Source organism: Polaromonas sp. (genome assembly GCF_013817205.1).
Lineage (GTDB): Bacteria > Pseudomonadota > Gammaproteobacteria > Burkholderiales > Burkholderiaceae_C > Polaromonas.
Window position 1 is genome coordinate 1 of the sequence record NZ_JACDDD010000097.1, and the last position, 12,864, is coordinate 12,864.

Genomic DNA, 12,864 nt, shown 5'->3' on the forward strand with positions numbered 1-12,864 from the left:
AATGGAGTGCCCAAGCACACGTTCTACCTGCACTTGAAAGAAACTGAGTTCCGGTTCAATCACCGGCACATAAGCCTCTACAAAGCGCTGCTATCCTTGCTACGCAGCAATCCTCTTTAACGGGCTTTGCTTCCTAAGCCCCTAAATTAATAGCTACTTGTTGACCTGCCCCCACCCAGCCGTACCATCGTAAAAGAGAGAAGTCCGCCAACCCAGGAAAATGGCGGACATGAGAAAAAGCAGATACACCGAAGAGCAGATCATCGGCTTCATCAAGCAGGCTGAGGCTGGACTGCCGATCAAGGAGCTGTGCCGAAAAGGCGGCTTCAGCGACGCCACCTTTTACAAATGGCGCGCCAAGTACGGCGGCATGGACGTGCCCGATGCCAGGCGGCTGCGGGAGCTGGAGGCAGAGAACAACAAGCTCAAGAAGTTGTTGGCCGAAGCCCACCTGGACATTCATGCGCTGAACACCGCGTTCGGGGTAAAGCGCTAGCCCCGCAGGCCAGGCGCGAGGCTGTCGCCGTGATGATCGAGCAATGCGATCTGAGCGAGCGCCGCGCGTGCAGGCTTGTGGGGCTCTCCCGAGACAGCTATCGCCACCCACCCGAGGTCGATCCGATGAACCAGGATTTGCAAAAGAGCATCGTGGAAATTGCCCACGCCCGTAGGCGCTTTGGCTATCGGCGAATTCACGACCTGCTGCGCCCCGAGTTCCCGGGCGTGAACCACAAGCGCGTGTATAGGCTGTACAGCAAAGCCAATCTGGCGGTACGCCGGCGCAAGAAAACCCGCAGGCCGGCCTCTGAGCGCGTGCCGCTGCAAATAGCGTGCAACGTCAACGAGGTGTGGAGCATGGATTTTGTGAGTGACAGCCTGGCCAATGCCAGGCGCATCAAATGCCTGACGGTGGCCGACGACTTCAGCCACGAGTGCGTGGACATTGCAGTGGACTGGGGTATCTCTGGCGAATACGTCACACGCATCCTGGACCGCGCTGCGCTGTTTAGAGGCTACCCGCTGGCGGTGAGGACAGACAACGGCCCGGAGTTCACCAGCCGGGCCTTCATGGCCTGGGCGAACAGCCACGGTATCCGGCACATCCTGATCCAGCCAGGACGGCCCATGCAAAATGGCTACATCGAGAGTTTCAACGGGAAGTTCAGGGATGAATGCCTGAACGAGCAATGGTTTGAGACGCTGCAACAGGCACGCTCGGCCATCGGGATCTGGCGGCAGGACTACAACGAAGTCAGGCCGCATAGCAGCGTGGGGCGCATGCCGCCTGCGCGATTCGCCGAGTTGCATCGCCAGCGCGCTGGCGATGCAACTCAATCTTTAACCATCACGGAAATCAATTAACCTTCAATCTCGGACTTCCTCACAATGAATGGTACGACGAGAGGGGGCAGGTCATTGTCCCCGTAAACAAAGGGCAAGGTGCCGATTTGATGCATAAGCCCGGCTCAGGGCGGCGGGAATCGGCTTTACTGCAATTGGGGCGCGTCAGGCAACTCGTTGACGTTGTCGAAAGCCTGGCCCGGCGTCAATGCAAAGTGCTGCATGAGAACTGCCGACGTTTCTTCCAGGCCGTGGGTCAGGCCATCTTCGTAGCGCTTTTCGCGAAACGCCTTGCCCATTTGCACCACCAGTGCTTTCCATTGCTCAGGTGTGACGTGTGTATTGAGACCGCGATCAGCGACGATTTCAATCGCATGCTCGGCCAGCAACACGTAAATCAAAACGCCATTGTTCTGCGCGGTGTCCCACACGCCGAGCTTGCCAAACATGGCAATGGCGCGCTCCCGTATCGCTTTCGGCAGTGGGCTGAGGCTGCCCACCCTGGCCAGGTAGCTCAGCGGCAGTGAAGCTTCGACGCAGATGCGAATTTCGCCGCTGTGGCGCCGCTCGCTTGCAGCCACGCGCTGCGTGACGCGGGTCAAAACGTCTGGCGGAATCACCCGCTCGGCGTCGGACGCGTCCAGCCACAGGTGGCGCAAAATCAGTGTGAGCTTGTTCATCATGAGGTCTACCAGTCGCCCGAGGCGCCGCCTCCGCCAAAGTCTCCGCCCCCACCGCTGCCGAAGCCACCGCCGCCACCACCACCAAAACCCCCGCCGCCTCCGCCAAAGCCACCCCCGCCGCCGCCCCATCCAGTGGATCTGGGCGCGCCCAGTGAACCGAGGCTGGCCACCAGAGCAAAGATCAAACCGGCCACTGCCGCAATGCCGCCTATCAGCACGCTGCTGGTGAAAAGCCAGGCGAGTCCGCCGACCGCGCCACCCGTAGCGACAGAGCCCAACTTGCGCCCCAGCACCCCGGACAGTAGGCGCGCACCGATGGGCACAGCAAAGAACAAAAAGATCGCCATGTCGGTCCAGGCAAACCCATCGCCAAGGTTGGGAGTGGTTTGCCCGGCCGGAGCGGGCAGGTTCTCACCCGTGATGCGCGCCATGAGCTGGTCGGCAGCGGCATTAAGCCCGGCGGCAAAGTTGCCTTGTCTGAAGTTGGGCGTGATAACGCTGTCGATGATCTGCCGGGCCGCCAAGTCGGGTATGGCGCCTTCCAGAGTCTTGCTGGTTTCGATCCGTACCTTGCGGTCGTTTTTGGCGACCACCAGCAGCAGGCCGTCACCAATGCCCTTGCGGCCAATTTTCCAGCTGTCGCCAATTCGCTGCGCGTAGGCGGCAATATCTTCCGGCTGGGTGGTGGCCACCATCAGCATCACAATCTGCGCGCCCCGGCTCTGCTCAAAGGCTGCAAGCTTGGCCTCCAGCGCCTGAAGCTGCCCGGCATCCAGCGTACCGGTGCTGTCCATCACCCGCGCGGTCAGCGCCGGCACAGGCTGCACATCCTGCGCCCACCCGGCCGCTGGCCAGCAGGCACCCAGAAGCCAGAAAACAAGTGCAGCAGTGCGGGCGCTCAGGCCAGACATCAAGCGAAACCGGGGTGACAATGTGGGCGGGTGCTTACTTCTTGTTGAAGTCCACCACAGGCGGTGCAGAAATCTGGGCTTCGTTCGCCACCGCGAAAGTGGGTTTGACGCTGTAGCCAAAAATCATGGCGGTGATGTTGTTGGGGAAGCTGCGTGTCAACACGTTGTACCCCTGCACCGACTGAATGTAGCGGTTGCGCGCCACGGTGATGCGGTTTTCAGTGCCTTCAAGTTGCACCCGCAGATCGCGGAAGCCCTGGTTGGCTTTCAGGTCGGGATAACGTTCGCTCACCACCATCAGGCGGCTGAGCGCGCTGCCCAGTTCGCCCTGGGCTGCCTGAAATTTGCTGAAGGCAGCCGGGTCATTCAGGGTCTCGGGCGTCACCTGAATGGAGGTCGCCTTGGCGCGCGCCTCAATCACCTTGGTCAGCGTCTCCTGCTCGAAGGCGGCCTCGCCCTTGACAGTGGCGACGATGTTGGGCACCAGGTCGGCGCGACGCTGGTACTGGTTGAGCACCTCGGACCAAGCCGACTTGGTCTGCTCGTCCAGGCTCTGGAAGTCGTTGTAACCGCAGCCTGTCAGCAGCACGGCGAGTGTTGCAGTAAAAAACCAGTTCAGAAAACGCAATTTCATGGCAAGCCTCCAAAAATCAATTCGTAACACTACCATAGTCATATGCCACCGAGTGTCATCCAATCCCCAATGTTCGCGAGCCCGCTGCAGGCCTTGCAGTCGGCGTGGCGGCCCGCGACCGCCGGGGTGGCTGTCAAACCCGGCCTGCTGATCGCGGGCGCGACCGGAGCGCTGGGCAGCGAAGTGTTGCGTCGGCTCGCGGGCAGCGGGCGTTTCGCGCGCACCCAGGTGCTGGCGCGCGAGCCGATGAGCACCGCGCTGGCGCAGGTCGCAATCGTGCCAGCCGGGGGCGATGACATCGCCACCTGGCCGCTGTGCCCGGTGCCGGTGCACACCGGAGTGGTCATGTTCGAGCCGCCCCGGCTGTACCATGATCGCGAGCGTGCGCTTTGGACGCCCGAGCCGGACCAGTTGTTGGCGCTGGCGCAGTGGTTCAGGCGCTGCGGCGCGCAGACGCTGGTGGTCGTGTTGCCGCACGCTCAGGGCAGCCTGCCTCAGGCGCTGCGCCAGGGCCTGGCCAGCATCGACGAACAGTCAGTGGCCGCGCTCGGGTTTGAGCGCGTGCTGCTGGTGCGCTCGGCGCAAAAACCGAAAGCCCAAGCGGGCCGGCCTGCGCTTGAAAACCTGGCGGCCTGGATGTTGTCCGTTCTGAGCTACATGATCCCGGCCTCCTCCATGCCGGTGCGGCCCACCCGGCTGGCCGAGTTTGTGGAAGCGGCGCTGCGTGTGCTGCCGCCCGGCACTCACGTTGCCGCGCCGGAGCTGCTCTGGCGGGCCGGGCAGGCGGTCGACATGCAGGGCGTCATCAAGGCGTGGCTTAATACGGACGCATCCAAAGCAGTGCAGAACACGTATTCCAGCGAATGAACCCATGCGACGACCCAAAGTTCCTCCGGCCAGCAGCGGCAACGCCGACGATATCGAGGCGGCCTTTTACGAAGCGCTGCAAGGCGGCGACATTGACAAACTCATGGCCTGCTGGGCCGACGAGGATGACATCGTCTGCGTGCACCCGGGCGGGCCGCGCCTACTTGGCCAGGGGTCCATTCGTGCGGCTTTTGATGCCATGTTTGCTCACGGCAGCATACGCGCGCAACCCGAAAAAGTCCGCAAGGTCGAGACCATGAGCGCCAGCGTGCACAGTGTGCTCGAGCGCATCGAGGTGTTGACCGAAGAAGGGCCACGCCACGCCTATGTCATTGCCACCAACGTGTATCACAAGACCGCCCAGGGCTGGCGCATGGTGGCCCACCACACCAGCCCCGGCACGCCGCGCGAAATGCAGGAAGTCTCGGACAGCCCGCAGGTGCTGCACTGAACCCGCCGGCCGTGCCCACCCCCATGACCTACCAGGCCCCGTGGTGGCTGCCCGGTGGCAATCTGCAGACGATTTATGCGGCGCTGCGTTCTCAGCGTTATCTGGCTGAGGCGCCGAGCTTCCGGCGCGAACGCTGGGTCACGCCGGATGACGATTTTGTCGATGTTGATTTCGCGCAGCACGCCATCAGCGCGGCCGAAGCACCGCTGCTGGTGGTTTTTCACGGTCTGGAAGGCTCGTCGGCCAGCCACTATGCTGAAGCCTTTGCCGATGTCGCGCGGGTGCGCGGCTGGGCTTGCGCTGTGCCGCACTTTCGGGGCTGCTCGGGCGAGCTCAATCGCGCGCCGCGCGCTTACCACTCGGGCGACTTCGAGGAGATCGACTGGATTTTGCGGCGCTTCCAGCTTGGACACTCAGGGCCCATCCTCGCCGTGGGCATTTCGCTAGGCGGCAATGCGCTAATGCGCTGGGCCGGCGAACTCGGCAGCGCGGCTAGCAGCGTGGTCAGCGCCGTGGCCTCGGTCTGCTCGCCGCTGGATCTTGCCGCCAGCGGCCATGCCATCGGCCAGGGCTTCAACCGACTGGTCTACACCCGCATGTTCCTCGGCTCCATGGTGCCCAAGGCACTGAAAAAACTGGAGCAGCACCCCGGCCTTTTCAGCGCTGAGGCTCTGCTGGCCGCGCGCGATCTGTACGCCTTCGACAACGTGGTTACTGCGCCGCTGCATGGGTTCAAGAACACTGAAGACTACTGGGAGCGTGCTTCTGCCAAGCCGCACATGCGACGCATTGCGGTGCCGGCGCTGGCGCTCAATGCGCTCAACGATCCGTTCGTGCCGGCAGCCAGCCTGCCGCAGGCCGGCGATGTCAGCCCGGCCGTAACGCTCTGGCAGCCGCGTCAGGGCGGCCATGTCGGCTTTCCGTCGGCGCCCTTTCCTGGCCATGTGCGTGCCATGCCCGAGGCGGTGTGCGGGTTTTTTGCCGCTCAACTCTGACCGGGGGCAGAATCGGGGCATGGATGACATTGTTCGCCAAGCGATTGCCAAATGGCCCAACGTGCCCGACTGCTATGGCTGGCTGGGGCTGGATGCGCGCGGCAACTGGTACATGCGCGACGACCAGGCGCAGGCGGCGGGCCCCTTTGCCGGGGGGGCTCCTGCCGGCAAGGGATCGCTGCTCAAACATGACAAGCTGATCGACTTCATCGCCCGCAACTACGAAAGCGACAAGACCGGGCAGTGGTTTTTCCAGAACGGTCCGCAGCGCGTGTATGTGGAATTGGAGGCCACACCGCTGGTATGGCGCATCGGCAGCGCGCCGGACTTTGCGGTGACGTCGCACACCGGCGACGCGGCGCGGGTGCAGCGCTGCATCATCGATGAGCATGGTCGGGTCTACCTCGACACCCATCTGGGGTTTGGCTTGGTGCACACCCAGGACATGCTGCACGCGGCCGAGGCCATTGAGCAGGGGCTGTGGGTGCCGCAGGAAGTGCCTGTACGTGACCTGCCGCAGCGCTTCGCCTATGTGCGCAGCCCCGCCGCCGCCCAGCCTTCCAAAGTTTGATGCTATCAAATCAGTAGCTGTTGACGCACGTCAGACGTGGGCTGAGGGCCTTTTTAAGCACACAAACAAAAAAGCCGGTCCTCGACCGGCTTTTTTGCGAGATGTCCGCCTTACTTGACGGTGCTGACCATGTACTGCACGACGGCCTTGATGTCGGCATCCGAGCCGGTCGAGCCACCGCGTGGCGGCATGGCGCCCTTGCCCTTGATGACGCTGGCGGTCAGGCCGTCCACACCCAGGGCGAGGCGAGGTGCCCAGCCCGCCTTATCGCCCAGCTTGGGCGCATTCGCGACACCGGCGATATGGCACGCCGCGCAGGCCTGGGTGTAGAGGGCCGGAACGGCGCCGGATGCGGCTACGGGTGCTGCGGCAGGGGCTGCTGCGGTCTTGTTCGCGGCAGCGACGGCGGCCATCACGTCTGCGGACGGGGCAGCGGCAACGGGCGCTGAGGCTGCCGGCGCAGTCGCGACTGCGGCAGCGCGCTGCGGCTCGGCAAACTTTGCCCCGGCGGCGTTGGCCATGTGGGCCACCGCGCGGCCAATTTCAGCATCCTCAAAATCACCACCACCTTGCGGGCCCATGGCACCTTTGCCCTTGAGGGAGGACGTGAGCAGGGCTTCATAACCGGTTGTGATGCGCGGTGCCCAGGCTGCAGCGTCGCCGAACTTGGGCGCGCCGGCAACACCCGCGGCGTGGCAGGCTGCGCACTGCGCAGCATAAACTTCGGCGCCGGGTTTCAGCGGGCGATTCGCGTCACGGATATTAACCACGCCGACCTTCTGGATGCGCTCCGCCACGGCCTTTTCCATGTCGCCGGCGCCGGCTGCAGGGCGCTTGTCCGATGTGACGAAATACACCAGCGCAATGATCGCGAAAATCGGGATGACAAAAGAGAAAAAAATCGCTGCCAGCAGCTGCTGGGGTGTCTTGATGGGGCCAGAGTGGTCTTCTTCGTGGGCCGTCGTTTGATCGTTTGCGCTCATGGCTTCCTCAAAAAGGCAGAAATCGGGGGACTAAAGCAACTCATATTCGACAACCTTCGATTATAGCTGCCGCCCCCTTGCAGAGCGGGGAACGCAAGCCCGGCTGGTAGAATCCACAACTTCCACAGGATCAGCGCCCGACCGGCCTGTCCTGCGAACGCCCCAGCAACGCAAAATTGCTCAGGGCCGTCACTCCAGCGTTGCGGCTGTAGCTCAGTGGATAGAGTATTGGCCTCCGAAGGCTGTCGTCATTGGGGTAAAGCGCAACAGTTAGACTATTGGTCTCCAAGCAGCATGCGGCTGTAGCTCAGTGGATAGAGTATTGGCCTCCGAAGCCAAGGGTCGTGGGTTCGATCCCCGCCAGCCGCACCAAGCCTAGACTCACGCGCGAGTACTCGCTGTCCCGCGAAGCATAACCGTGCCGGCACGGCACGGTTATGCTTCATTCTTCGCCGGCACGGTTATGCTTCGGTCAGTTTGCAGCGCTGTTTGGTCGAATTAGCTCGTTTTAGGCGCTAAAGCCATCACCTTTCGGCACAGTTATGCTTCCAAGCGGCACGGTTATGGGTGCACGCGGCACAGTTATGCTTCAGACTGTCTAGGACCATCAGTTGCATCGAGTTGTCGCAGCACATGGGCAAGAAGGCAAGAGCAGCGCACACCGCGAGATATTTGGTCGTGTGCCTCGTACCGGTTTAACCTCAGAGGGCAACGTCATTCCTAGCAAACGCTTCACGACCTCGCGCGCGTAGAGGGACGCTTGCGACTTGATCAGACGGTCCTTAGGGAAAACCTCCGCGTGATCAAAGCTGCATATGACGCATCAGGCGGTGATCTCCCGAAAGCGTTGGATTGGTTTCGAACAGCGCAGCTTCCACCCTTCAGTCAAAAAACCGCAGAGCAAGCGGTTGCGGCGGGCCGAGCGGATGATGTTATTCGTCTGATTAGCTCTTTGCACGCCGGCGCAGGGGGCTAGCTATCGGTTACCTTTGACTTATTCTCGGCCGATCAGGGTTCCGTCCAGCAAAGCGCGGAGGAAGGCTGCCTGGGAATTCTTCGAAAGACTGGCGACGTGCGCACCGCATCTGTCCCTCCAGTCCTTCACCGCGGTTCGGCACCTATCCCTTTCCTTGAGCTGATTTTCATTGGTGGGTGTCGGGGTCACAACGTTGATCAATAGCGAATCAAGACACAAGGCCTCCATAAGCAGTATCACCCCCTGCAATCTTTTGGCTTGAAGTTGAGGTTCTTTCCTGAGATCTGCCAAGATCCGGCATGCGGCCAGCTGGCAGTCCACAAACACATCCATGCTCTGTGCTGCATAGCCCATTCTGGCTTCGAGTAGGCATATAACCAGGCTGTCCCATCTCTCGAACTCCGAATTCACTGCTCTCCTGGCGGCCAAAGTTTTCTTTAGATGCCAGAACTTCCCGCTTTCGGTGGCGGCGCGCTCGCCATCGATATCCACCCTCGCGACAAAATGCACATGAACGCTTTCGTCCAATCCAAGGTAAGTCGATTTCAACCAATTGAGATCAAGCTCTGACATCCAAGGTAAAAGGTCCCAAAGCGGCGTGTAGAACGCTCCATCCGTTTCGGGGAAAACCTTTGCAATGCGAGCCACCAGTGAGGTGGGAGACAGGGTGAGCGCCCCTTGAGGAACCACTTCCCCGCGCATATACCGGGACCAGAGGCCACTAGCCAGGGTGAGCCTATGCGTTCCACGCAATACCGCCTCCAGCTCCCCCACCTGACCGGCCCCGCTCGCCAACAAAACTGCGTGACTCCAAAACGACACCCGGAGCCGGTTGACTAACGGCGTTTTTGGGCGCCCGCGCTCGTAATTATTGTAAAAAGCCAAGACAAATAGGAAAAAAAGTAGTAATTTCCTTCCTCTGTCATCTCAATTGATTGACATAAAGAAGGGTCAGGTTATTTTGAAAGAGTCCATGCATAAGCAAGGCCTCCGCGTCAAAACAGCGCGGTGTTTATCAACCTCCAAGGAAACTGGAAAGTGCGAGCAATCAAAAATACTGGCTAAAAGCAAAAGAGCACGAGTCTTGGCGGACTCGTGCTCTTTCCATCGGCTGCTATAGCTTTGGCCTCAACACCTAAAGTATATGGCGACCGCCTTCTAAATCAAGAGGGCTGATGGGGTTTTGCCAATCTTTTGGAGTGACTTGCTACATACCTGTCCAGGTAATGCAAGGAGTCAGCCATGCTGACCGAAAACGAGCTAGTGGAACTGTGCCAAAGGCACCAGCTCACGGATGTTGCAATAACAATCGTGAGGAATATTCGAGAGAGCAATCCTTCTCGAAATGTACGTAGTGGCACACACAACGTCGTCACACATTACGCCAGCCGGAAAATGGGCTGCGTGGTTAAAGCGGAGGCTCGCAGCACTGAGCTGGCCGCAATCTATCGCTGGGATCATGACCGGGACACCTACGAGTTCTACGATCAGCCACCGCGTATAAAGAAAACCTACTTCTCCGCAGAGGGCCGGACCAGGGCGACGAGCTACACCCCGGATTTCTTCATTGTGTCCAAGGACTTCATCGGCTGGGTGGAATGCAAGGAAGAGAGCTGGCTGGTGGAAGCTTCTCAAGCAGACAACCCCCAGTACTTCCTGGATGAGCAGGGTCAGTGGCGCTGTCCGGCCGCTGAGGCTTACGCCCTGGCCAATGGCCTTGGTTTTGCGGTCAGTTCCTCGGCCGGCTTAAATCCCACCCTCACGCAGAACATTTCAGATCTGTCTGACTACTACCGGACCGACTGCCCTCCCGTAGATGCGGGGGTGCTTAATGGAGTCCGGCAGGTCATTGGTGACGCTGGCTGGTGCTGGCTTCGTGATCTTCTTCAAAATGACGCAGGTATCGTTGCAGATCTGATTTTTAAGCTGATTGCCGATGAGCAGCTCTTTGTAAATCTGTCGCAATTTCTCCTGATGAAAGAGGCGCACAGAGTACGGGTCTTTAGAACTCAGATATTGCTGGAGTCGAGTGAGCATTGGCTTCCTAGCCTGTTGGCGCCAGCGGTACAGGGCCTGCCGCAGGTGACCATGGTGCCTGGAACACAGTTGCTTTGGGATGGCAGGGCTTGTGAAATTCTCAATGTCGGACACGACAAGGTTTATCTGAAAACCGCTGAGACGCCCATGATCGGGATAGAAAGCGAACCGTTCGCTGCAATGGTTCGCGAGGGTGCCATTTGCGGAATGCAACAGCACGCAGATCCTCGATCGGAAAAGGCGGCGGAGGTATTGCGGCAGGCATCCGATGAAGATCTTAAATCTGCAACTCATCGCTACTACTGCTTGCACCCCGAATTTTGTCCACTGGATGAGCCGCATGCGGCATCGGAAAGGGGCCTGCGTAAGTGGCGGGCAATTGTGCGAGAGAGGATGGCAGAAGTTGGGAACGAGTTCGTTGCACTTATCCCTGAAGTCAGCCGACGCGGGAATCGCGGCAGGAAGGTTGACGCGCGTGCCGTGGAGTTGATGCACGAGGTCATAGATACCGAGGTGGCCTCCTCAACCCGCGGTGGAAATTTTGTATCCTGGTCGGTGCTCGTTGATAAGTGTGGCAAAGCCGGTCTGATGCCTCCCAGTCGCCGCACGTTTGAAACAGAAATTCACCGGGTTACTACACCCGAGGATCTCAAGAAGGCGCGAGAAGGCGAAAAAGCCGGATACAACCTGGAATTGCCTTACCTGAGCTTGGACCGCCAAACGCCCAAACACGGCTGCAGGCCATTCGACATTGCGCACATCGACCACACGATGCTGGATCTGCAGTTTGTGGACGAAAGCACCGGGCGGAGCATGAAAAAGGCCTGGCTCACCGTGCTGATTGATGCATTTACCCGGACGATTTTGGCGTGGGTAATTCTATTTGATCCACCCAGTTATCGATCTTGCATGCTGGTCATACGAGATTGCGTACGCCGCCATGGGAGGTTTCCCAGCACCGTCGTTGCGGATCAGGGATCTGATTTCAAAAGCAAGTTTTTCGACATGCTGGTGGCTTTCCTTGGGTCTCACAAACGAATGCGACCTGCAAGCCATCCTCGCTACGGCAGCATCATTGAGCGCTTTTTCGGCATGAACAACACGGATTTTGTTCATGCGCTGCGAGGAAATAATCAGGCCTTGCAAAGTCCACGTAGTATGTCCGCATCGCACAACCCGGTCAGCCTTGCCGTTTGGAATTTACGCGCATTCCGCGAGGCGTTCGAAGGATTCCTAACCGGGGTCTACCATGCCGCGGAACATCCCGCGCTGGGCGTCTCACCGGATAAGGCCATGGAAATTGGGAGGCTGCAATCTGGTGCCCGCAGCCATACCTTGATCTGCTATGGCCGGGACTTTGTGATTGCAACGATGCCGACCACTGACAAAGGCACGGCCAAAATCCAAAATGATGGCTCATTCAAGGCCAACGGCATCGAGTATCACTCGAGGGCCCTTGTCACCAATGCGCGATCCGATCTGGAAGTGAAGTACGACCCCTTTGATGCATCCAGGGCTTACGTTTTGGCCCCCGATGGTTGGGTAGAGGGGCGCAGTCCCTACGCTGATCTGCTCGTTGGGCGCTCCGAGAAGGAAATTGAGGCGATATCCCTTGAAATTAACGAACTCAATAGCCGCACAGGAATCCGGCAAACCGAAAAGGCTCAACTTCTGGGTCGCTTCATGGGCGGCATTCGCGAGCGCGAAGGTTCGTTGGCCATTGAGGTACAGGCGGCTCGAGATCGGGAACAACAGAGCACGTACGCCTACAACGGCTTGTTGAACGCCCCAGCGCCTATTGAGTTGCCCTTCGATGCCGAGGTTGGCTCCAATGTGATCACGCTAAAGCCTGATCCGAGGGCCAAAAACACCGTTAAGCAAAAGGCGCGCGAGGTTTTCAAGAGCACTGAGCGCAAGGTGTTTGGGGACTTTGAATGAAAAGAGTCATTCCACCACTATTTCCCGCGTCTCTCTTGGATGGTACCGACGAGGAGTGCCTTACATACTTTCGCTTGAAGAAGGTGAGACACCCACATCTCAGGAACGCCGTTAAATTAGCGCAAGACAACATTGACTTCGGCGCAGATCATGAAATTGTTGCTGTTGTTGGCCCCACAGAGGTTGGCACCACTACGCTTGGGGTAAGGCTCCATAACTTCTACGGGAGGGAGTGGCCCGGGTTGCAAAAAATGGGCGACGTGAAATCGATGGTCAGCAGCGTGGCCGTAGACGCTCCGAGCTCTGCCGGGCGGGTTGACGTCAATTACTGGAAGCGCTTGCTCAAGACAATGAATCGCCCCGGGAATTGAGGAGGCTCCAACCTTTGAGAAGATGGAGCCATGAAGAAATCAAACAAGTTTTCCCCCGAAGTACGCGAACGCGCGGTCCGTATGGTGCAGGAGCACCGAGGCGAGT

Annotated in this window: 11 protein-coding genes, 1 tRNA gene and 1 pseudogene; 8 read left to right on the forward strand and 5 right to left on the reverse strand. The window is 59.5% G+C overall.

What is annotated here, in order from left to right; all coding sequences use genetic code 11:
* Both H0W47_RS16730 and H0W47_RS16735 read left to right on the forward strand, forming a co-directional pair.
* Window positions 1–120, forward strand: a pseudogene (locus H0W47_RS16730) (IS1595 family transposase); the annotation flags it as partial.
* 109 nt (window positions 121–229) lie between these two features.
* A protein-coding gene (locus tag H0W47_RS16735; RefSeq protein WP_296926437.1) for an IS3 family transposase occupies window positions 230–1,362 on the forward strand; the annotation gives its coding sequence in 2 pieces (ribosomal slippage) (window positions 230–491 and window positions 491–1,362; 1,134 coding nt in all).
* A 125-nt stretch (window positions 1,363–1,487) separates the two neighbouring features.
* On the opposite strand, the gene H0W47_RS16740 is transcribed toward H0W47_RS16735, so the two are convergent.
* Genes H0W47_RS16740 through H0W47_RS16750 form a run of 3 tightly spaced genes read right to left on the reverse strand, consistent with a single transcriptional unit; the run spans window position 1,488 to window position 3,569 of the window.
* Window positions 1,488–2,024, reverse strand: coding sequence for a TPM domain-containing protein (locus H0W47_RS16740; protein WP_296926438.1), 537 nt, complete (start codon window positions 2,022–2,024; stop codon window positions 1,488–1,490).
* A gap of 5 nt (window positions 2,025–2,029) precedes the next feature.
* Window positions 2,030–2,935, reverse strand: a complete 906-nt coding sequence (locus H0W47_RS16745) for a TPM domain-containing protein (protein WP_296926440.1) — start codon at window positions 2,933–2,935, stop codon at window positions 2,030–2,032.
* Window positions 2,936–2,969: 34 nt separating this feature from the next.
* Window positions 2,970–3,569, reverse strand: coding sequence for a LemA family protein (locus H0W47_RS16750; protein ID WP_296926442.1), 600 nt, complete (start codon window positions 3,567–3,569; stop codon window positions 2,970–2,972).
* A 69-nt stretch (window positions 3,570–3,638) separates the two neighbouring features.
* On the opposite strand from H0W47_RS16750, the gene H0W47_RS16755 reads away from it, so the two are divergent.
* From H0W47_RS16755 to H0W47_RS16770, 4 genes are read left to right on the forward strand one after another with little or no spacing between them, the layout of a single operon-like run.
* On the forward strand, window positions 3,639–4,436 hold the full coding sequence (locus H0W47_RS16755) for a hypothetical protein (RefSeq protein ID WP_296926443.1): 798 nt from the start codon (window positions 3,639–3,641) through the stop codon (window positions 4,434–4,436).
* A gap of 4 nt (window positions 4,437–4,440) precedes the next feature.
* On the forward strand, window positions 4,441–4,887 hold the full coding sequence (locus tag H0W47_RS16760) for a nuclear transport factor 2 family protein (RefSeq protein ID WP_296926445.1): 447 nt from the start codon (window positions 4,441–4,443) through the stop codon (window positions 4,885–4,887).
* A 23-nt stretch (window positions 4,888–4,910) separates the two neighbouring features.
* Window positions 4,911–5,882: an alpha/beta fold hydrolase gene (locus H0W47_RS16765; protein ID WP_296926447.1), complete on the forward strand. Its 972-nt coding sequence runs from the start codon at window positions 4,911–4,913 to the stop codon at window positions 5,880–5,882.
* 19 nt (window positions 5,883–5,901) lie between these two features.
* Window positions 5,902–6,453: a DUF2946 family protein gene (locus H0W47_RS16770; RefSeq protein ID WP_296926449.1), complete on the forward strand. Its 552-nt coding sequence runs from the start codon at window positions 5,902–5,904 to the stop codon at window positions 6,451–6,453.
* Window positions 6,454–6,563: 110 nt separating this feature from the next.
* On the opposite strand, the gene H0W47_RS16775 is transcribed toward H0W47_RS16770, so the two are convergent.
* Complete coding sequence (locus H0W47_RS16775; protein WP_296926451.1) at window positions 6,564–7,436, reverse strand: c-type cytochrome; 873 nt, start codon at window positions 7,434–7,436, stop codon at window positions 6,564–6,566.
* A gap of 296 nt (window positions 7,437–7,732) precedes the next feature.
* Here H0W47_RS16775 and H0W47_RS16780 point away from each other — a divergent pair.
* Window positions 7,733–7,808 (forward strand) — tRNA-Arg (locus H0W47_RS16780).
* A gap of 622 nt (window positions 7,809–8,430) precedes the next feature.
* Here H0W47_RS16780 and H0W47_RS16785 read toward each other — a convergent pair.
* Entirely contained in the window at window positions 8,431–9,297 is an 867-nt protein-coding gene (locus tag H0W47_RS16785) for a hypothetical protein (RefSeq protein ID WP_296926452.1), read from the reverse strand.
* 357 nt (window positions 9,298–9,654) lie between these two features.
* Here H0W47_RS16785 and H0W47_RS16790 point away from each other — a divergent pair, with 357 nt between their 5' ends.
* A complete protein-coding gene (locus H0W47_RS16790) occupies window positions 9,655–12,387 on the forward strand; it encodes a Mu transposase C-terminal domain-containing protein (protein WP_296926454.1) in 2,733 nt (910 codons plus the stop codon).
* The last annotated feature ends 477 nt before the right edge of the window (window positions 12,388–12,864 follow it).

What these genes read in the sequence shown, in the direction of transcription:
- H0W47_RS16740 (WP_296926438.1), bottom strand. Translation starts at nt 2,024, where the DNA reads ATGATGAACAAGCTCACACTGATTTTGCGCCACCTGTGGCTGGACGCG.
- H0W47_RS16745 (WP_296926440.1), bottom strand. Translation starts at nt 2,935, where the DNA reads ATGTCTGGCCTGAGCGCCCGCACTGCTGCACTTGTTTTCTGGCTTCTG.
- H0W47_RS16750 (WP_296926442.1), bottom strand. Translation starts at nt 3,569, where the DNA reads ATGAAATTGCGTTTTCTGAACTGGTTTTTTACTGCAACACTCGCCGTG.
- H0W47_RS16755 (WP_296926443.1), top strand. Translation starts at nt 3,639, where the DNA reads ATGTTCGCGAGCCCGCTGCAGGCCTTGCAGTCGGCGTGGCGGCCCGCG.
- H0W47_RS16760 (WP_296926445.1), top strand. Translation starts at nt 4,441, where the DNA reads ATGCGACGACCCAAAGTTCCTCCGGCCAGCAGCGGCAACGCCGACGAT.
- H0W47_RS16765 (WP_296926447.1), top strand. Translation starts at nt 4,911, where the DNA reads ATGACCTACCAGGCCCCGTGGTGGCTGCCCGGTGGCAATCTGCAGACG.
- H0W47_RS16770 (WP_296926449.1), top strand. Translation starts at nt 5,902, where the DNA reads ATGGATGACATTGTTCGCCAAGCGATTGCCAAATGGCCCAACGTGCCC.
- H0W47_RS16775 (WP_296926451.1), bottom strand. Translation starts at nt 7,436, where the DNA reads ATGAGCGCAAACGATCAAACGACGGCCCACGAAGAAGACCACTCTGGC.
- H0W47_RS16790 (WP_296926454.1), top strand. Translation starts at nt 9,655, where the DNA reads ATGCTGACCGAAAACGAGCTAGTGGAACTGTGCCAAAGGCACCAGCTC.